The sequence below is a fragment of the Acidimicrobiales bacterium genome (assembly GCA_035316325.1).
Lineage (GTDB): Bacteria > Actinomycetota > Acidimicrobiia > Acidimicrobiales > VFJN01 > DASXTK01.
Genome location: DATHJB010000079.1, coordinates 1 through 17,727, shown reverse-complemented (window position 1 = coordinate 17,727; position 17,727 = coordinate 1). Strand labels below are relative to the sequence as shown.

Genomic DNA, 17,727 nt, shown 5'->3' with positions numbered 1-17,727 from the left:
ATGGGCATCGAGGAGACCGGTTACGAGATCCCGGTCGGCACCTACGAGGACGCCGAGGCGATGGTCGGCACGACCACGCCCGTCCGCTTCGGCGAGGTCGACGTGAACGTGCCGATGATCCGGCACTTCGCGGCCATGGCGCACGACGCCAACGCCGGCTACTGGGACGACGAGTTCGCCGAGGAGCAGTGGGGCGGCGTGATCGCCCCGCCGGGGATGCTCATGACCTGGCTCATCCCCATCGAGTGGAAGCCCAGCGGCGGTAGGCCCGTGCCGCTGCTCACCGCCCAGGTACCGCTCCCCGGCGACACGCTCATCAACGCCTCCAACGAGGCCGAGTTCTACCGCCCGATCCGGGCCGGCGACCACCTCAACGTGGTCGAGGAGCTGACCGAGGTGTCGGAGGCCAAGCGCACCGTCCTCGGCGTCGGCCACTTCGTCACCACCGTCTCCACCTACCGCCGCCAGGACGGCGAGGTGGTCGCCCGCACCACCAACGTCCTGTTCCGCTTCACCTCCGAGGAGGACGACGCATGATCGCCGGCGTCTCGTACACGCAGTGCTACTGGGACGACGTCGAGCCGGGTGAGGCCCTGCCCCGCGTCGACGACGAGATCACCTACCGCCGCGTGATCATGAACCCGGCGACCACGTGGGACTACTTCCCCGGCCACCACGATCCCGAGTACGCAAGGTCGCAGGGCCAGCCCACGATCTACGTGAACACCATGCACGTGCTGGGTTTCGTCGACCGCTTCGCCACCGACTGGGCCGGCCCCCGGAGCTTCATCGCCAAGCGGAAGGTCGCCCTGCAGCGGTCGATCTTCGCCGGCGACACGATGGTGGGCGAGGGCCGGGTGCTCGACAAGCGCACCGACGCCGCCGGCGACGGCGGCCGCGTCCGCCACCTGGTCGACCTGGAGATCACGGTGAAGAACCAGCACGGCGACCTGTGCTGCCCGGCCGCCGTGACCCTGGAGCTCCCGTCCCGGTCGCGGAAGGTCGCCGGATGAGCCTCCGGGAGGTCGACGACAGCTCCGGCTACGAGCTCGCGGTGGGCACCTACGAGCAGGCGCGGGCGATGGTCGGCACCCGCGCCGAGGTGGTCTTCGCGACGCACGACGTGGACTGGGCGCTGGTCAGGTACTTCTGCGCGATGGTGCGCGACGGCAACGCCGGCTACTGGGACGAGGACTTCGCCCGGGCGCAATGGGGCGGCGTGATCTCCCCGCCGGCGCTGCTCATGACGTGGGTGATGGCGCCCGAGTGGCAGCCGGGGGGCGGCCCGCCGCGGACGCTGCTCACCGCCGGCGTCCCCCTCCCCGGCACCACCGTCATCAGCACCGGCTGCGAGGCGGAGTTCTTCCGGCCGATCCACGTCGGCGACCGCCTCAACGTGGAGGAGGAGCTGGTCGACGTCTCCGAGCTCAAGCACACCCGGCTCGGCGACGGGCACTTCGTCACCACCGTGGCGACCTACCGCCTGGGCGACGGGAGGCCGGTCGCCCGCTACACGCACGTGCTGTTCCGCTACACGCCGACCGGCGACACCGGCGACACCGGCGACAGCGGCGACACCGGGTGAGCAGGATGGACTTCCGACTGACGAAGGAGCACGAAGCCTGGGTCGACGAGGTGCGGGCGTTCCTCGACGAGGAGTTCGACGCCGACGCCCGGGAGGCCGTGCGCCGGGGCGGCGGGGAGTGGGGCGGCGACGTGATCCGCGCCTTCCGCGGGCGCCTGGTGGAGAAGGGCTGGCTGTCGCTCACCTGGCCGGAGGAGCACGGCGGCCAGGGCCGGTCGATGGTCGAGCAGGTGCTGCTCATGGACGAGCTGGCCTACGTCGGGGCGCCGTCGATCGACATGACGTCGGCCTCGGTGGCGCCGGCGATCATCCGCTCGGCCCGACCCGAGCAGCGGGACCGGTGGCTGCCGCCCATCCGCGACGGCAGCGTCGAGTTCGCCATCGGCTACTCCGAGCCCGACTCCGGCAGCGACCTCGCCTCGCTGCGCACCTCGGCCGTGCTCGACGGCGACGAGTGGGTGATCGACGGCGAGAAGATCTGGAACACCGGCGCCGAGTACTGCACGCACGAGTGGCTGGCGTGCCGGACCGAGCCCGACGCTCCCCGCCACCAGGCGATGTCGGTGCTGATCGTGCCCATCGACGCACCGGGCATCACGGTGCAGGGGATCACCACGTGGCGGGGGATGCGCACGAACCAGGTGTGGTTCGACGGCGTGCGGGTGCCGGCGGAGAACCTGATCGGTGAGCGGGGGCACGGCTGGCGCTACGTCACGCAGGCGCTGGCCTTCGAGCGCGTCGCCATCGGCATCACCGGCGGACTGCGGCGCCTGGTCGACGACCTGACGGCCTACTGCCGCGCCACGGAAGTCGACGGCGAGGTGCTCGCCGACCGGCCCGAGGTCGAGCGGGCGCTGGCCGGGCTCGAGGTCGACCTGGAGCTGGCGCGGCTGCTGAACCACCGCGCCGCCTGGATGATCGACGCCGGCCGGGTCCCGAACGCCGAGGCGTCGATGACGAAGGTCTTCACCACCGAGCTCCACGCCCGGGCGTCGACGGTGGCGCTCGACGTCCTCGGCCCGCACGGCCAGCTCGACCCCTACGACGACCGGTCGCCGCTCGCGGGGCTGGCGCAGCTCATGTACCGGGCGGCGCCGTACCTGCGCTTCGGCGGCGGCACCAACGAGATCCAGCGCGACATCGTGGCCCAGCGGGGTCACGGCCTGCCGCGGTAGCAGCACGAGGGGGAGACCGACGATGGACCTGGCCCTGTCCGACGAGCAGGAGGCGCTGCGCGAGTCGGCCCGCGGCTTCCTGGGCCGCGCCTGGTCGACGTCGCGGGTGCGCGGGGCACGCACGCCCGACGGTGCCGGCCACGACCCCGGGCTCTGGCGGGAGATGGCCGCCCTCGGGTGGCTCGGCCTCGCCTTCCCCGGTGCCGTCGGCGGCGGTGGCGGCGACCTGCTCGACCTCGCCGTGGTGTTCGAGGAGGCCGGCCGGGCGCTCGTTCCGACGACGCTGCACTCGACGGTGGAGGCGGCGCTGCTGATCGACCGGGCAGCCGACGACGACCAGCGCGCCGTGCTGCTGCCCCCCGTGCTGAGCGGCGACCGGATCGTGTCGGTGGCGCTCCAGGAGGCGGGGATGCGCTCGTCGCCGGCGGCCATCGCCACGACTGCGTCCCGTGACGCCGCCGGCGACGGTGTGGTCGTCGACGGGACGAAGCTGTTCGTCCCCAACGCCGGGGTGGCCGACGCCCTGGTGGTCGTCGCCCGCGGTCCCGACGGTGTGGTGCTGGTGGTCGTGCCCACCGACAGCGCCGGCGTCGTGCGCACGCCGCTGCAGACGTTCGCCGGCGACGCCCAGCACATGGTGGCCTTCGACCGCGTGCGGCTACCGGCCCACCGGGTCCTCGCCGGTGGCTGGCCGGCGGTCGCGCACGTGCGGCGGGACGCCACCGCGCTGCAGTGCGTCGAGATGGCCGGCGGGGCACGGGCCGTGCTCGACATGACCGTGCAGTTCGTGACCGACCGCCACCAGTTCGGCCGGCCCCTCGGCAGCTTCCAGGCGGTGCAGCACCAGGTGGCCGACCTGTCGATGCGGATCGACGCGGCATGGCTCGCGGCCTGGCAGGCGGTGTGGCGCTGCGCCGGCGGGGCCGACGCCGAGGGCGCCGAGCGGGAGGTGGCGATCGCCAAGACGGCGGCGTCGGACGCCTACGTCGACGCCACCCTCACCGCCCACCAGCTCCACGGCGGGATCGGCTTCGCGGTCGACCACGACCTCCACCTGTGGTCCGACCGGGCCCGCTGGGCCGCGGCCACCCACGGAACCAGCGACGAGCACCTGTGCTCCCTGGGCCAGCTGAGCCAACCGAGGAGGGTGAGCTGATGGCCACACCGTTGAGCGGACTCCGGGTCGTCGAGCTCTCCGATCGTGTGGCGGGGGCCTACGCCGGCAAGCTCCTGACCGACGCCGGCGCCGACGTCGTCAAGCTCGAGCCCCCGTCCGGCGACCCTCTGCGGGGCCGGCCCCTCTTCCACTACCTCGCCGCCGGCAAGCGCAGCGTGGTGGCCGACCCCGGCACCGCCGACGGCCGGGAGCGGGTGACGGCGCTCACCAGGGACGCCGACGTCGTGATCGTCGCGGCCACACCCCAGGGCGCCGAACGGCTCGGCATCGACGTCGACGCCCCGCGCCCCCTGCTGGTCACGGTGTCCGACTTCGGCTGGACCGGGCCGTGGGCCGAGCGGGCGGCGACGGAGTTCACGCTGCAGGGGTGGTGCGGGGCGACCGGCTTCCGCGGGGTCCCGGAGCGTCCGCCCGTGTCGGTGGGTGGCGGGGTCGGCGAGTACCTCGGCGGCGCCTTCGCCGCGGCGGGAGCGCTCGCCGCACTGCGATCGAAGGGCGGCGGCGAGCACCTCGACGTCTCGCTGCTGGAGTGCATGACCCTGGCCATGCAGAGCTTCGAGTGGCTCCACGTGACGCTCATGGACCTGCCCGGCTTCGCCCGCTCGATCGAGGTCCCGTCGATCGAGCCGGCCAAGGACGGCTGGGTCGGCGCGTCGATGGTGACCGGCCAGCAGTGGCTCGACTTCGCGGCGATGGTCGAGCAGCCCGCCCTCGCCGACCGCCCGGAGCTCGGCTTCCAGCTCGGGCGGTGGCCCCTCCGGGAGGAGGTCTACGGGCTGATCCACCCGTGGTTCGCCGAGCGGACCGTCGCCGAGATCGTCGAGCTGGCGACCCTGTTCCGCATCCCGATGGCCCCGATCGGCGACGGCGCGTCGATCCCGGAGATGGACCACTTCAGCGAGCGTGGGGTGTTCGCCCGCAACCCGGCCGGGCTCCGCCAGCCGCGCCCGCCGTGGCGGATGTCGTCGGCCGAGCCGGCGCCGCTCCGACCCGCTCCCGAACTGGGCGAGCACACCGACGAGGTCCTGGCGACCGCGAGCGCCACGGTCCCGGCGACGCCGTCGGAGCGACCGGCCGGGCAACTCCCGCTCGCCGGCGTGCGGATCGTCGACCTCACCGCCTTCTGGGCCGGGCCGTCCGCCACGCACCTTCTCGCCGCGCTCGGCGCCGACGTCGTGAAGGTCGAGTCGATCCAGCGACCCGACGGGATCCGCTTCGCCGGCGGGCCCCGGGAGGGCGCGGACCGCTGGTGGGAGTACAGCTGGCTGTTCCACGGCGTCAACGTCGGGAAGCGCTCGGTGACGCTCGACCTCGGGCGACCGGAGGGCATCGCCCTGCTGAAGCGCCTGGTGGCCGGCGCCGACGCCCTCGTCGAGAACTTCTCGCCCCGGGTGATGGAGGAGTTCGGCCTCGGCTACGACGTGCTGCACGAGGTGAACCCGCGGGCGGTGGTGGTGCGGATGCCGGCGTTCGGTCTCGACGGCCCGTGGCGCGACCGGGTCGGCTTCGCGCCGACGATGGAGCAGCTCGCCGGCATGGCCGGGCGGACCGGCTACCCCGACGGCGCCCCGATGGCGCCGCGCGGGGCGTGCGATCCGCTGGCCGGCGTCCACGCGGCGTTCGTCCTGCTGGCGGCGCTCGGGCACCGCGACCGCACCGGCGAGGGCCAGCTCGTCGAGCTCCCGATGGTCGAGGTGGCGCTGAACGTCACGGCCGAGCAGGTGCTGGAGCACGACGCGCACGGCGTGGTGCTGGCACGCGACGGCAACCGTGGTCCCGACGCCGCGCCCCAGAACGTCTACGCGTGTGCGGGCGAGGAGCAGTGGCTGGCGCTGGCGGTGGCCGGCGACGAGCAGTGGGCGGCGCTGCGCGGCGTGCTGGGCGACCCGGCGTGGGCGCGGGACGAGCGGCTGGCGACGCACGCCGGGCGCCGGGCCCACCACGACCTGCTCGACCGCGAGCTGGGCGCATGGCTCGCCGACACCGGGCTCGACGACGTCGTCGAGCGGCTCGGTGCTGCCGGAGTGCCGGCCGCGCCGGTCGTGCTGCCTCCCGACGTCGTCGCCAACCCCCAGCTGCGCGCCCGCGGCTTCTTCGAGCCGGTCGTCCACGGGTACACCGGCGAGAACGAGTACGCCGGCCTGCCGTTCGGGCGCCTCCCCGGCGTCGACCGCTGGTGCCGCCTCGCGCCGCCGACGCTCGGCGAGCACAACGACGAGGTGCTCGGCGGGGAGCTGGGCCTCTCCCCCGACGAATTGGACCGCCTGCGGGCCGACAAGGTGATCGGCGACTGGCCCGCCGGCCTCGCCTAGGACGGCTTATTGCTGTATCATTTAAAAGATACAGAGCTAGGGTCCGCTGCTTCCGTGCGACGGGACCCGCTCGGACCGAGGAGGGGGGCCTTGTGATGAGGCTGCGACAGAGGAGCGCGTCCGCGCTCCTGATGGTGTTGGTGCTCGTGACGGCGGCATGCGGCGATGCGGACGACGACGATTCGTCCGGCGGTGCGGCACCCAGCGGGGACGACGGTGGCGGCAGCGCGGCGGACTGCGACTCGCCGGGAGTGACCGAGGACGAGATCAGCGTCGGTCAGCTCTCGTCGCTCACCACGCAGGCGGCCGCCTTCTACGGGCTCCACCAGGCGGGGTTCAAGGCGCGCATCGAGACGCTGAACGCCGAAGGCGGCATCGGCGGACGTCAGATCGTGATCGAGACGGCGGACGACGCGGCCGACGTCGCCCGCGCCACGTCGGCCGCCCGGGAGCTGGTCGAGCAGAAGGACGTGTTCGCCGTGATGGCGGCCTCGTCGGTGATCGCCGGCCCGGCGTCGTACCTGCACGACGAGGGCATCCCGGTGGTCGGCTTCAACGTGAACCCCGAGTGGGGCATGTACGACAACATGTTCGGCTATAGCGGGAGCAACTCGCCGGAGCCCGTGTCGACGACCACCGGCGGCGAGTTCCTGCTGGGCGAGGGGGCCGAGAAGCTGGCCATCCTCGGCTACGCGCAGACCTCCGCACAGGTGGCGGCCGAGGGCATGCAGGCGTCGTTCGAGGCGGCCGGCGGCGAGGTGGTGTTCAACAGCACCGACGCCCCCTACGGCAACACCGAGTGGACCACCGAGGCCGAGGAGATCGCGGCCAGCGGCGCCGACGCCCTCTACACGCCGATCATCACCCAGACCGCGCTGCCGGCGGCCACGGCGGTGCGCCAGGCCGGGGCCGACCTGAAGGTGGTCCTGTTCCCGGCCGGCTACAGCCCGACGACCCTCGACCAGGCGGGTGACGCCGCCGAGGGCATCTACTTCTCCACCGACCTCGTGCCGTTCGAGAACGAGCTGCCGGTCCACCAGAAGGTGCTCGACGCGCTCGAGGAGTACGCCCCCGACGCGCCCCGGGCCCAGGAGGTCCTCCAGGGGTGGGCGATCGGTGAGGTGCTCATCCGGGGCATCGAGGAGGCCGGCGCCGAGTGCCCGACCCGCGAGGCGTTCATCGAGAACCTGCGCCAGGTCGACGACTACGACGCCGACGGCCTGCTCAACCCGGCGATCGACTTCGAGGCCGACTTCGGGCAGCCCTACGGCCTCTGCTTCCACTACGTGAAGGTCGAAGGCGGCGAGTTCGTGCCGGTCACCGACGGCGAGGCCATGTGCGGCGAGGTCGTCGAGTAGCGATGGCACATCCCCGGGACGAGGTCGAGGAGGCGTTCCGGCACCTGTGGCGGGTCGGCCCGGTCGAGGAGGACTGGGCCGGCCAGGCCGAGCTGTACACCGACGACGCCGTCTACATCGACCACTACTACGGGCAGAAGACGCCGGCGGAGTTCCGGGAGTGGTGCATCGCGCTGATGACCGAGGAGTTCCCGGAGCTCTACACGGTGTACGAGTGGCACGTGGTCGACGGCGACCGGGTGATCGTGCACATGCAGAACCGGCGCGACAACCCGGACCCTGGGGGCGAGCCCTTCGACTTCCCGGGGCTGACCGTCTACGAGTACGCCGGCGACGGTCGCTGGCGCTACGAGTTGGACTACTGGGGCGTGGCCGACGCGATCCGCACCGGCCGGGAGTACCGCGACGTCGTCGCCCGCGTCGACCCGGACCACCCGCAGCGGCGGAGCCGGCTCCACTGGCCCACCTCGCCGGCGTGGGCCCGGCCGTAAGCGGCTCAGTCGGACGTCGGGAGCGGCTTGGCCTGCTTGACGGCCAGGTCGCTCCCGCAGCAGGCCAGGCGGCCGTCGCCGGGCTTGGTGCAGAGCAGCTCGGCGCCGCAGGCCGGGCACTCGTACCGCTTGCCGAGGAGGTTCGCCACCGTGGCCTACCGGTCGATCCGGGCGAGCGGGCGGCCACAGCAGTGCGGGGTCGACGCCGGCGCCCGCACGACGACGAACTCGCTGCCACAGCTGGCGCAGCGGTAGCGCGTCCCCACCTTCACAGCAGAGGTGTCCTGGTCGGCGTCGCCCACAACGCCATCCTATATATCATTCAGCCGTTGCGAGCAGCCCCCGGAGGATCCCGTCGACCAGGCGTCCGGCCCAGCCCCGCGGCGCCGGCCGCTTCGCCCACGAGCGGGCCCAGTAGGCGCCGGCCAGAGCGTCGACGATCTCGTCGTCGACGGCGTCCCGCCGCAGCTCGCCCCGGGCCACGCCCGCCGCCAGCGCCCGCTCGAAGGCGTCGCGCACCGGATCCACCGCCCGTTGGCGGAACCGGTCCATCAGCTCGGGGTGGTCCGCCTGCTCGAGGATCACCGCCGCGACGAGCCGCAGGCCGTGACGGTCGACCCACCGCTGGCCCATGCGGACGAGATCGACGAGGTCGTCCCGTGCCGACGTCCCGGTGGTGGCCGGCAGCGGCGGCTCGAGGCGGTCGATCATGGCGGCGACCAGATCGGCCTTCGACCGGTAGCGGAGGTAGATCGTCGGCTTCGACACCCCGGCAGCCGCCGCGACCTGCCCCATCGTCATCGCCTCGTAGCCACGGCTCGCCAGCGCCTGTTCGGTGGCGTCGAGGATGGCGCCGTCGAGCGCGGCGTCACGGGGCCGTCCCCGTACCGCCCGGCGGGCCTCCTTCGTCGACAAGCTTCCCATCTCCCTTTACTGTACGGTCGAGTAAACTAACCACAGCTTTCCAGGAACGCTACCGACCATCCGACGACGGAGGTGGCTGATGGACGACGACCTCGGCAAGGAGATCGAGCAGATCGAGCAGTGCCTCGACGCCGACGATCCCGCCTTCCTGCGCCGGTTCGACGCGGTGTGCCGGGCGGACCTGGCCAACGTGATCATCGTGTTCACCCTCCTGGCCGTCGGCGTGGTGTGCCTCACCGTCGGCCTCGCCACCACCTCCTGGCCGGCCTGGGCGCTCGGCTTGATCGCCTTCGCGGCCTGCTTCGCCGTCGACGGCCACCACAAGCAGACCCTCCGCCGCACGCCCGACTGACCGGCGGCCCGGCACCATGGGGGGATGAACAGCCCTCGGGTGGTCAGCCTGGTGCCCTCGGTGACCGAGACGCTGCTGGCGTGGGGCGTCGAGCCGGTCGCCTGCACCCGGTTCTGCGAGCAGCCCCGACTGACCCACGTCGGGGGCACCAAGGATCCGGACCTGGCCGCCATCACCGACCTGGCGCCCGATCTCGTCGTGGTCGACAAGGAGGAGAACCGGCGGGAGGACGGCGCGGCCCTCGTGGAGGCCGGCCTGGCGGTGCACGTGTTGGCCGTGCGCGACCTGTCCCACCTCGACGAGCAGATGGCGGGCCTCGCCGACGCCGTCGGAGCCACCTGGGAGCCCCTCGGACCGATCGCCGAGCCCACCCCCGACCGCACCGCCTACGTCCCGATCTGGAAGCGGCCGTGGATGGCTCTCGGCGAGCCGACCTACGGCTCAGCCGTCCTCCGCGCCCTCGGGATCGCCAACGTGGCCGCCCCCGATGGCGCCTACCCCGAGGTCGACCCCGACGAGGCCCGCCGACGAGGCGCCGACGTCGTGATCGCCCCCAGCGAGCCCTACCCGTTCGCCGAACGCCACCGCTCCCAGCTCGCACCGGCCGGACCGGTCGTCTTCGTCGACGGCCGCGACCTCCTCTGGTGGGGCGCCCGCACCCGTCCAGCCCTGACCCGCCTCCGCCAACAGCTGCGCTGAGGGCGCGGCTCAGCGGGAGCGCCACTCCACCAGCACGCAGGTGGCGTCGTCCTGCAGGCGGCCGTCGTGGTGGTCGACCACGTCGTGGACGAGCCGGCGCATGGTCTCCGGCGGGGAGAACCCGCTGGCGGCGGCCCTCTGCAGGAACTCGGCGAGCCGGTCGAAGCCGAACGCCCGGCCGGCCGCCGACCTGGCCTCGACGACGCCGTCGGTGAACAGCAGCAGCGCGTCGCCCGGCTCCAGCTGCTCGGTGCCGATCATCGGGGCGGCGGCGCGCGGCAGGCCCAGCGGCGGCCGGGGCGTGCAGGCCAGCGTGCGCACGACGCGACCGGCCCGCAGCAGCAGCGGCCGCGGGTGGCCGGCGTTGAGCCACCGCACCTCCCCCGTCGCCGCATCCAGCTGCACCAGTGCCGCCGTCACGAACGACTGGTCGCGGAACTGCGACCGCAGCGCGCCGTCGATCTCGGTGGCCGTCGCCGTGAGGTCGAGCCCGCGCCGCCGGGCGTGCCGGTAGGTGCCGACGGCCAGGGCCGTCATGACCGACGACGACAGGTCGTGGCCGACCCCGTCGAACACGGCGGCCGACAGGATGCCGCCGTCGAAGGCGTAGTCGAAGGCATCGCCCGCCACCTCGTAGGCGGGCTCCAGGATCCCGGCCACGCTGACCTGCGGCGAGCGGAACGTCAGCGGCGGCAGCAGCTCCCGCTGCAGCTCGGCGGCGATCACCACCGTCTCGCGGCGCCGCACCCGGTGGAACAGGTCGCTGTACTTGCTCTTGGCGACGATCAGGTCGGAGGTCAGGGAGGCGAGGTGGCGGGCGCGCGCCGCCGTCGTCTCGTCGAACCGGTCGAAGGTCAGCCGCACGACGCCGAGGCGGTCGGTGCCGTTGCGGACGGGGAACCAGACGTGGTCGTCGCCGTCGGGCCCGGTGTGCTCGCTGGTCTGGAACGCCCGGCCCGCCAGCGTGCTGTCGATGTCGAGGTCCGGCAGCTGCTCGCCGCCGGGCGGGCTGACCGGGAACAGCTCCCGCTGGTCGATGTCGGCCAGGTAGAGCTGGGCGTCGGCGCTGCCCATCCGCTTCGCCCCGGCGGCCACCAGCGCCGGGAGGTCCTCCGGCGCCATCTCGTGGCTCTCGTCCAGCATCCAGCCGAGCGTCACCTCGCCGTCGTCAGCTGTGACCATCACGTGGCGTCTACCCCGGTCAGCCGGTGGGCCCGGCGACGTTCGCCTGGGCGAACTGGCGGTGAAGTTCCTCGATGTCGTAGGGGCGTTCCTCGACGGGGCCGGGGCCCCACTGGCTGCGGGGCCGGTTGACGAAGTCGCCGCCGTAGACGTGGATCGCGCCCGTGAGGCGGTCGAGGGGGTTGGTGACGGCGTGGACGGTGTCGTCGCCGAGGATCACCGAGTCGCCGGTGGCGAGCGTCTTGCCGCCCGACTCGGTGAGCGTCGTGTCGGCCCGGCGGTAGAAGGCGTTGTCCTCCTGCCCGCCGTAGATGCCGATGACCGCCCACATGCGGTGGTCGTGCGGGTAGAGGCGCATCTTCGGCGCCCACACGACGTGCAGCACGGTGAGGTCGTCGGCCTGGTGGAGCAGCGTGATGCCACCCTCGGACGGCTTGAACGCGTCCGCCAGCTCCCCGGGCGCCGCCAACGCCCGATCGAGCACCTGGCGCACCGCCCGCCGGGGCTCCGTCTCCCCCAAGGCCTCCCGGCAGTCGACGATCAGCTGGTCGGTGTCGAACATGCCTCCATAGTGGACCCCCGACGCCCAGGAGGCGAGGGTGGGAAGCTGGGCGTCGAGACCAGCGACGGAACGGGTGGATGAACGATGAAGGCAGCGGTCATCGAGAGGTACGGGCCGCCGGAGGTCGTCCAGATCAAGGACGTGCCGACACCCGTGCCGGCGGACGACGAGGTGCTGGTCGAGTCCTACGCCGTCACGGTCAACTCCGGTGACGCCCGGGTGCGGGCGCTGCGGGTCCCGCGGGGAGTGAGTCCGATGATGCGCCTGCGGCTCGGCTTCACCGGGCCGCGGCAGCCCGTCATGGGCTTCGAGGTGGCCGGGCGGGTCGAGGCGGTGGGGAGCGCGGTCACCACCTTCCAGCCGGGCGACCGGGTGGTCGCCTCCCGCGGGTTCAAGTTCGGCTGCCACGCCGAGCACGTCGCCGTGGCCGAGGACGGCCTGATCGCCAGGATCCCCGACAGCCTGAGCTACGAGGACGCCGTGGCCCTCTGCTTCGGCGGAACGACGTCGCTCATCTTCTTCGGGATGGGCAAGCTCGCCGAGGGCGAGACGCTGCTGGTCAACGGCGCCTCCGGGGCGGTCGGCACCATGGCCGTGCAGATCGCCAAGCACCTCGGCGCCGAGGTGACGGGCGTGTGCAGCGGCGCCAACGCCGAGCTCGTGAAGGGCCTCGGGGCCGACCACGTGGTCGACTACACGGCGGAGGACTTCACCCGGAGCGGCCGGCGCTACGACGTGATCATGGACAACCACGGCAACGCCCCCTACTCGCGGGTGAAGGGGTCGCTGGCGCCGGGCGGCCGCTTCCTCCAGGTCATCGCCGACCTCCCGCAGATGATCGCAGCGACGTGGCAGAAGCCCGTGATCGGCGGCAGCCCCAAGGTCACCGCCGACCTCTTCCGGACGCTCATGTCGCTGGGCGAGAGCGGCGAGCTGAAGGCGGTGATCGACACCGTCCTGCCCTTCTCGCAGATCGTCGAGGCGCACCGCCGGGTCGACACCGGCCACAAGGTCGGCAGCGTCGTCCTCACCTTCGACCACGACGACTGAGGCTCAGCCTGCGTTGATGCGAGAGGTCCCCTGCCCGTGGCGGAGCAGGGGACCTCTCGTTGCGGCTGCCAAGGTAGGTCGGCGGAAACCCCCAAGGTGCCCCCCAAACCCAGTCGGCGGAGACTCAGGCTTGGGGTCGCCGCGTTCCTTGAGGCTACCCAACGAGTCGGCCCCGTGCGCAAGCGAGGGCGAGAACAGGTTCTAGACGTGGTCGGACTCGGCCGGCGTTCCGGGTATGGGGATGGCACCCCCTGGAAGGAGAACCCATGAACGTCAACCCTTGGGTGGTCCGGATCGTGCTCGCGGCGGCGGCCAACGCCATCACGCTGCTGGTCGCCGCGGCGCTGTTCGACAGGATCGAGATCAACGCCGTGACCTTCATCGTGGCGGTGGCGATCTTCACCCTTTGTGCCGTGCTCGTGAAGCCGATCGCCGAGCGCGTCGCCGGCAAGTACGCCTCCGGGGTGACCTGGGTGGCCGGGATCGCCACCACCTTCCTGGCCCTGCTGGTGACCGACATCCTCTCCGACGGCCTCGAGATCGAGGGCGCCTGGACGTGGATCGCCGGCACGGTCGTGGTGTGGATCGGCACGCTGATCTACGACGTCGTCGACGACAAGCTCATCGCGACGGTGTCGGGGCACCTCGGGGGTCCCCCGCAGACGGCGAGCTGACCCCTCGGGAGCGACGTCGACGCCACCCTGGCGCCCTACCTCTCCGGCGTCACGGCCTCATGGCCTCACGGCGAGGAACAGGAACGCCGCCACCAGCGCCAGGTGGACCCCGGCCTCCTGGAGGGTGGCGCGGCCCGGCAGGATCGTCAGGGCCCCGACCACGGCGGTGATGCCGAGCAGCACGAGCTGGGTGGAGCCGAGGCCCAGCACCAGCGGACCGTCCAGCCAGATCGACGCCACCGCGATCGCCGGGATCGTCAGCCCGATGCTCGCCATCGCCGAGCCGAGCGCCAGGTTGAGGCTCACCTGGATGCGGTCGCGGCGGGCGTTCTTGACCGCCGTGACCGCCTCGGGCGCCAGCACCACCAGGGCGATCACCACGCCGACCGCCGACGGCGGGGCGCCCATGGCGGCGATGGCGTCCTCGATGGCCGGCGACTCCAGCTTGGCCAGCCCGACGACGGCGACCAGCGCCACCACGAGCAGGCCGAGGCTAGTGAACGTCTCCCGGTTGGTGGGCGGCGGGCCGTCGTGGTCGTCGTCGCCGTCGCCGTCGCCGTCGTCCGGGGTCTCGACCGGCAGGTAGTCCTCCCGGTGGCGGACCGTCTGCACGAACACGAACAGGCCGTAGATCACCAGCGACGCGACCGCGGCGAACGTCAGCTGCTCGGAGGAGAACTCGGGGCCCGGCTCGCTGGTGGTGAAGGTGGGCAGCACCAGGCTCAGGGTGGCCAGGGTCAGCACGGTGCCGAGGGCGCTGGCCGTGCCCTCGGCGTTGAACTCGGCGGTCCCCCGCCGCAGCGTCCCCACCAGCAGCGACAAGCCCACGATGCCGTTGCAGGTGATCATCACGGCGGCGAAGACCGTGTCGCGGGCGAGGGTGGCGGTGTCGGAGCCGGACTTGGCCGAGATCATCAGCGTCACGATCAGGGCGACCTCGATCACCGTGACCGCCACCGCCAGCACCAGCGCCCCGAACGGCTCGCCCACCCGATGCGCCACCACCTCGGCGTGGTGGACCGCGGCCGGCACCGCCCCCGCCAGGAACACCCCGATCACCACCAGCAGCGGGCCGTCGGGGTGGCTGCTCCACGTCGCCGCGAGCACCCCCAGGGCGAGCATGGGCACGACGACGGTCCAACGGGGCACCGGGACATTCAACCGTCCCGACGCCGCCGTGCCCCGCCATCCCGCTGCCGCTACGGCGTCGGGACGGGCTGGGGCGGCGGCGGGCCGACGTAGCGGGAGCTGGGGCGGATGATGCGGTTGTCGGCGTGCTGCTCCAGAGCGTGGGCGCACCAGCCGATCATCCGGCTGGCGGCGAACGTCGGCGTGAAGAGGTCGCGGGGCAGGCCGCAGCGGTCCATCACCACCGCGGCGTACCACTCGATGTTGGTGCGCAGCTCCCGGTCGGGCTTCAGCTCGGCCAGCGTGCGCTCCACCTCACCCTCCACCTGGATGGCGAAGCGGCCCAGCTCGCCGCCGATCTCCTCGACGACGCCCCGCAGCAGCACCGAGCGGGGATCGGCGGTGCGGTACACGGCGTGGCCGAAGCCCATGATCCGGTCGCCGTAGGCCACGGCGTTGCGGACCCAGTCGGCGGCGTTGTCGGGGCTGCCGATGGCGTCGAGCGTGTCGAGCGCCCGGCTGGGCGACCCGCCGTGCAGCGGCCCCGATAGCGAGCACAGCGCCGCGACCACCACCGCGCCCAGGTCGGCGCCCGTCGAGGTGACGGCCCGGGCCACGAACGTCGAGGCGTTGAAGCCGTGGTCGACGCCGAGGATCAGGTACTGCTCGATGGCCCGGACCTTCCGGGGGTCGGGCTCGCTGCCGTCGAGCATGTGGAGGTAGTTGGCGGCGTAGGCGAGGTCGTCGCGGGGTGCGACCGGCTCGGCACCGTGGCGCAGGCGGTGGAGGGCGGCGACGATCGTGGGCGTGGCGGCGCTCAGCCGGAGGGCGTCGGCGCGCAGGCGGGTGCGGTCGACGTCGAGCGACGGCGGCAGGCCCTCCACCCCCGCCAGGAGCGACAGCGCGGTGCGGAGCCCGGCGACCGGCGTGCCGACGTCGTGGGCGATGCGGGGGAGGGCGTCGAGCACCTCGGCGGGCAGCCGGCGGAGGGGCGCCACCTCGGCGGTGAACGCCTCGTGCTCGGCGGGGGTGGGGAGCTCGCCGTCGATCAGCAGGTGCCACACGTCCTCGAAGCTGCGCTTCTCCGCCAGCTCGGGCGCCGCGTACTGGCGGTAGTGGTAGAAGCCCTCGTTGCCCCGCACGTCGCCGAGGGCGGTCTCGGCCACGACGACGCCCTTGAGGCCGGGCGGCGCGGCCACCGCCAGCTCGTCGGCGGGGCGCAGGCGGGCGGAGGCCATCAGGTCCCGCATCGAGATGATGCCCTTGAGCTCCTCCCCCACCACGACGGGGATGTGGCGGTAGCCGTGCTCGGCGAGCTGGCGCCAGGCGTCGTCGATGGTGGCGTCGGGGTCGACGCACTGCGGCTCGGGGGCCATCCACTCGGCGGCGGGCGTCGTCTCGGGGTCGGCCGCCGCGGCGGTGGCCCGCAGCAGGTCGCGCTCGGTGAGGATGCCGACCGGCCGGTTGCCGTCGTCGACGACCACCACCGAGCCGATGCCGTGCTGCTGCATCCGGTCGGCGACCTGGCGCAGCGTCTCGTCGGGGTGGGCGGTGACGACCGGTTGGGTCATGACGGTGGCGACGGTGCTTCCCATGGGGTCATCCGACTCCCGGGTGGCTCATGTTGTCAAGATTGATTGCATCAATGTATTAGGGTCGTCGCCTGTGAGCAACAGCTGGATGACAGCGGAGGCTGCGGCCGCGAGGTTGGGCGTCAAGGTCGAGACCCTGTACGCCTACGTGAGCCGGGGCGCGGTGCGTAGCGAGCGGGTTCCGGGCACCCGGCGCAGCCGCTTCTCCCGGGCCGACGTCGAGCGGTTGGCGGGGCGGCAGCGGCGGGGCGGGGGGCGGGCCGGCGGCCTCGACGTTCTCGTCGAGACCGACCTCACCCTCCTCGATCCCACGGGCCGGCTGTACTACCGGGGCTGGGACGTGGCCTCCGCCGTGGCCGAGCGGGCGACGTTCGAGGAGGTGGCCGGCTGGCTGTGGGCGGGCTCTCGCTCCCCCGTCGCCTTCGAGGCGCCGCCCACCATGCTCGCCGCCGCCCGCCGGGTCGATGATGCCCTGGCCGACCAGCCGGTCATGGACCGCCTGCGGGCGGTGGTGGCCGCCGTCCGCCACACCGACCCCCTGCGGGACGACCGCCGCCCGGTGGCCGTCGCCACCGCGGCCCGGGCGCTGATCGCCACGCTGGTCGACGTGCTGCCCGTCGTGGGGGCGGAGGGCGAGCCGTCGGGGTCGGTGGGGTCGGTGGCTGCACGACTGTGGGTCCGGTTGTCACCCCTGGCGGCGACGCCCGAGCGGGTGCGGCTGCTCGACGCCGCCCTGGTGCTGCTGGCCGACCACGAGCTGGCGGCGTCGACGCTGGCGGCCCGGGTGGCGGCATCGACGTGGGCCGACCCGTACCTGGTGGTGCAGGCGGGCCTGGCCGTGCTGGGCGGTCCGCTCCACGGCGGGGCGGCGGCGGGCGCCCGGGCTCTCGTCCGGGAGGTCGACGACGGGGTCGACGCCGCCGAGGCCATCGGGCGCCGCCTGCGGGACCAGCAGCTCATCGCCGGGTTCGGCCACCGGATCTACCAGGACCACGACCCCCGGGCCGAGGTGCTGCTGGGGCTGCTGGCCTCGACCCACGAGCTGCCGTCGGAAGACGCCCTGGTCGCCACCATGCGGGACCGGGGCCTGCCGTTCGCCAACATCGACTTCGCCATCGCCGCCCTCGCCGAACGCCACGAGATGACCGAGGAGGCCGGCGAGATCATCTTCGCGATCGCCCGCATCGCCGGCTGGCTCGCCCACGCCACCGAGGAGTACCCCCACCGCCTCCGCTTCCGCCCCCACGGCGTCTACACCGGCCCCCCACCCGGCTGACCAGAACCCTCAACTCGATGTTCCCCGGGACGGTCCAGTACGGTCGCCAGTGGGGGAACCCGTAGGTACGGGGGGAATTCATGAGGGGTTTGCGTCGACTTTTGCCGATTGCCGCGGGCGTGGGCCTGCTGGCGACGGTGATCACAGGGTGTGACTGGCCGACGGGCACGAGGTACGTGTTCCCGGTCTT

20 protein-coding genes are annotated in these 17,727 nt (G+C 72.9%); 13 read left to right on the top strand and 7 right to left on the bottom strand.

Annotation, left to right across the window (positions count from 1 at the left end; all coding sequences use genetic code 11):
- The 8 genes from VK611_11375 to VK611_11340 all read left to right on the top strand — a co-directional run bounded on the left by VK611_11375 (window position 1) and on the right by VK611_11340 (window position 8,098).
- Window positions 1-537: a MaoC family dehydratase N-terminal domain-containing protein gene (locus VK611_11375; protein HMG41924.1), complete on the top strand. Its 537-nt coding sequence runs from the start codon at window positions 1-3 to the stop codon at window positions 535-537.
- The gene (locus VK611_11370; protein ID HMG41923.1) at window positions 534-1,013 is read left to right on the top strand and encodes a MaoC/PaaZ C-terminal domain-containing protein; all 480 of its coding nucleotides are present in this window, start codon (window positions 534-536) and stop codon (window positions 1,011-1,013) included. The genes VK611_11375 and VK611_11370 overlap by 4 nt, the downstream gene beginning before the upstream one ends.
- The gene (locus VK611_11365; protein HMG41922.1) at window positions 1,010-1,585 is read left to right on the top strand and encodes a MaoC family dehydratase N-terminal domain-containing protein; all 576 of its coding nucleotides are present in this window, start codon (window positions 1,010-1,012) and stop codon (window positions 1,583-1,585) included. The genes VK611_11370 and VK611_11365 overlap by 4 nt, the downstream gene beginning before the upstream one ends.
- A 5-nt stretch (window positions 1,586-1,590) precedes the next feature.
- Window positions 1,591-2,760 (top strand): acyl-CoA dehydrogenase family protein, encoded by a 1,170-nt coding sequence (locus tag VK611_11360; protein ID HMG41921.1) that lies wholly within the window; start codon window positions 1,591-1,593, stop codon window positions 2,758-2,760.
- Window positions 2,761-2,782: 22 nt separating this feature from the next.
- Complete coding sequence (locus VK611_11355) at window positions 2,783-3,916, top strand: acyl-CoA dehydrogenase (GenBank protein ID HMG41920.1); 1,134 nt, start codon at window positions 2,783-2,785, stop codon at window positions 3,914-3,916.
- A complete protein-coding gene (locus VK611_11350; protein ID HMG41919.1) occupies window positions 3,916-6,249 on the top strand; it encodes a CoA transferase in 2,334 nt (777 codons plus the stop codon). The genes VK611_11355 and VK611_11350 overlap by 1 nt, the downstream gene beginning before the upstream one ends.
- A 95-nt stretch (window positions 6,250-6,344) precedes the next feature.
- Window positions 6,345-7,607, top strand: coding sequence for an ABC transporter substrate-binding protein (locus VK611_11345; protein ID HMG41918.1), 1,263 nt, complete (start codon window positions 6,345-6,347; stop codon window positions 7,605-7,607).
- 2 nt (window positions 7,608-7,609) lie between these two features.
- Window positions 7,610-8,098, top strand: coding sequence for a nuclear transport factor 2 family protein (locus VK611_11340; GenBank protein HMG41917.1), 489 nt, complete (start codon window positions 7,610-7,612; stop codon window positions 8,096-8,098).
- Window positions 8,099-8,103: 5 nt separating this feature from the next.
- Here the strand turns inward: VK611_11340 and VK611_11335 are convergent, their stop codons facing one another.
- From VK611_11335 to VK611_11325, 3 genes are read right to left on the bottom strand one after another with little or no spacing between them, the layout of a single operon-like run.
- Window positions 8,104-8,247 (bottom strand): hypothetical protein, encoded by a 144-nt coding sequence (locus tag VK611_11335; protein HMG41916.1) that lies wholly within the window; start codon window positions 8,245-8,247, stop codon window positions 8,104-8,106.
- Window positions 8,248-8,253: 6 nt separating this feature from the next.
- Window positions 8,254-8,400 carry a hypothetical protein gene (locus VK611_11330; GenBank protein ID HMG41915.1) on the bottom strand — a complete coding sequence of 49 codons (147 nt, stop codon included), beginning with the start codon at window positions 8,398-8,400 and terminating at the stop codon, window positions 8,254-8,256.
- Between the two features lie 16 nt (window positions 8,401-8,416).
- Window positions 8,417-9,022: a TetR/AcrR family transcriptional regulator gene (locus VK611_11325; GenBank protein ID HMG41914.1), complete on the bottom strand. Its 606-nt coding sequence runs from the start codon at window positions 9,020-9,022 to the stop codon at window positions 8,417-8,419.
- A 79-nt stretch (window positions 9,023-9,101) separates the two neighbouring features.
- Here VK611_11325 and VK611_11320 point away from each other — a divergent pair, with 79 nt between their 5' ends.
- Window positions 9,102-9,374 carry a DUF3040 domain-containing protein gene (locus VK611_11320; protein HMG41913.1) on the top strand — a complete coding sequence of 91 codons (273 nt, stop codon included), beginning with the start codon at window positions 9,102-9,104 and terminating at the stop codon, window positions 9,372-9,374.
- A 24-nt stretch (window positions 9,375-9,398) separates the two neighbouring features.
- Window positions 9,399-10,073: a helical backbone metal receptor gene (locus tag VK611_11315; protein ID HMG41912.1), complete on the top strand. Its 675-nt coding sequence runs from the start codon at window positions 9,399-9,401 to the stop codon at window positions 10,071-10,073.
- A 9-nt stretch (window positions 10,074-10,082) separates the two neighbouring features.
- Here the strand turns inward: VK611_11315 and VK611_11310 are convergent, their stop codons facing one another.
- Entirely contained in the window at window positions 10,083-11,255 is a 1,173-nt protein-coding gene (locus VK611_11310; GenBank protein HMG41911.1) for a PP2C family protein-serine/threonine phosphatase, read from the bottom strand.
- A gap of 19 nt (window positions 11,256-11,274) precedes the next feature.
- Window positions 11,275-11,817 (bottom strand): hypothetical protein, encoded by a 543-nt coding sequence (locus VK611_11305; GenBank protein ID HMG41910.1) that lies wholly within the window; start codon window positions 11,815-11,817, stop codon window positions 11,275-11,277.
- Window positions 11,818-11,901: 84 nt separating this feature from the next.
- Here VK611_11305 and VK611_11300 point away from each other — a divergent pair, with 84 nt between their 5' ends.
- Together VK611_11300 and VK611_11295 are read left to right on the top strand one after the other, a co-directional pair.
- Window positions 11,902-12,867, top strand: coding sequence for an NAD(P)-dependent alcohol dehydrogenase (locus tag VK611_11300; GenBank protein ID HMG41909.1), 966 nt, complete (start codon window positions 11,902-11,904; stop codon window positions 12,865-12,867).
- A gap of 266 nt (window positions 12,868-13,133) precedes the next feature.
- Complete coding sequence (locus tag VK611_11295) at window positions 13,134-13,541, top strand: hypothetical protein (protein HMG41908.1); 408 nt, start codon at window positions 13,134-13,136, stop codon at window positions 13,539-13,541.
- Window positions 13,542-13,598: 57 nt separating this feature from the next.
- On the opposite strand, the gene VK611_11290 is transcribed toward VK611_11295, so the two are convergent.
- Together VK611_11290 and VK611_11285 are read right to left on the bottom strand one after the other, a co-directional pair.
- Window positions 13,599-14,690, bottom strand: coding sequence for a hypothetical protein (locus VK611_11290; protein HMG41907.1), 1,092 nt, complete (start codon window positions 14,688-14,690; stop codon window positions 13,599-13,601).
- Window positions 14,691-14,740: 50 nt separating this feature from the next.
- Complete coding sequence (locus VK611_11285; protein ID HMG41906.1) at window positions 14,741-16,264, bottom strand: citrate/2-methylcitrate synthase; 1,524 nt, start codon at window positions 16,262-16,264, stop codon at window positions 14,741-14,743.
- Between the two features lie 70 nt (window positions 16,265-16,334).
- Here VK611_11285 and VK611_11280 point away from each other — a divergent pair, with 70 nt between their 5' ends.
- Window positions 16,335-17,537 carry a citrate/2-methylcitrate synthase gene (locus tag VK611_11280; protein HMG41905.1) on the top strand — a complete coding sequence of 401 codons (1,203 nt, stop codon included), beginning with the start codon at window positions 16,335-16,337 and terminating at the stop codon, window positions 17,535-17,537.
- Window positions 17,538-17,727: the final 190 nt, after the last annotated feature.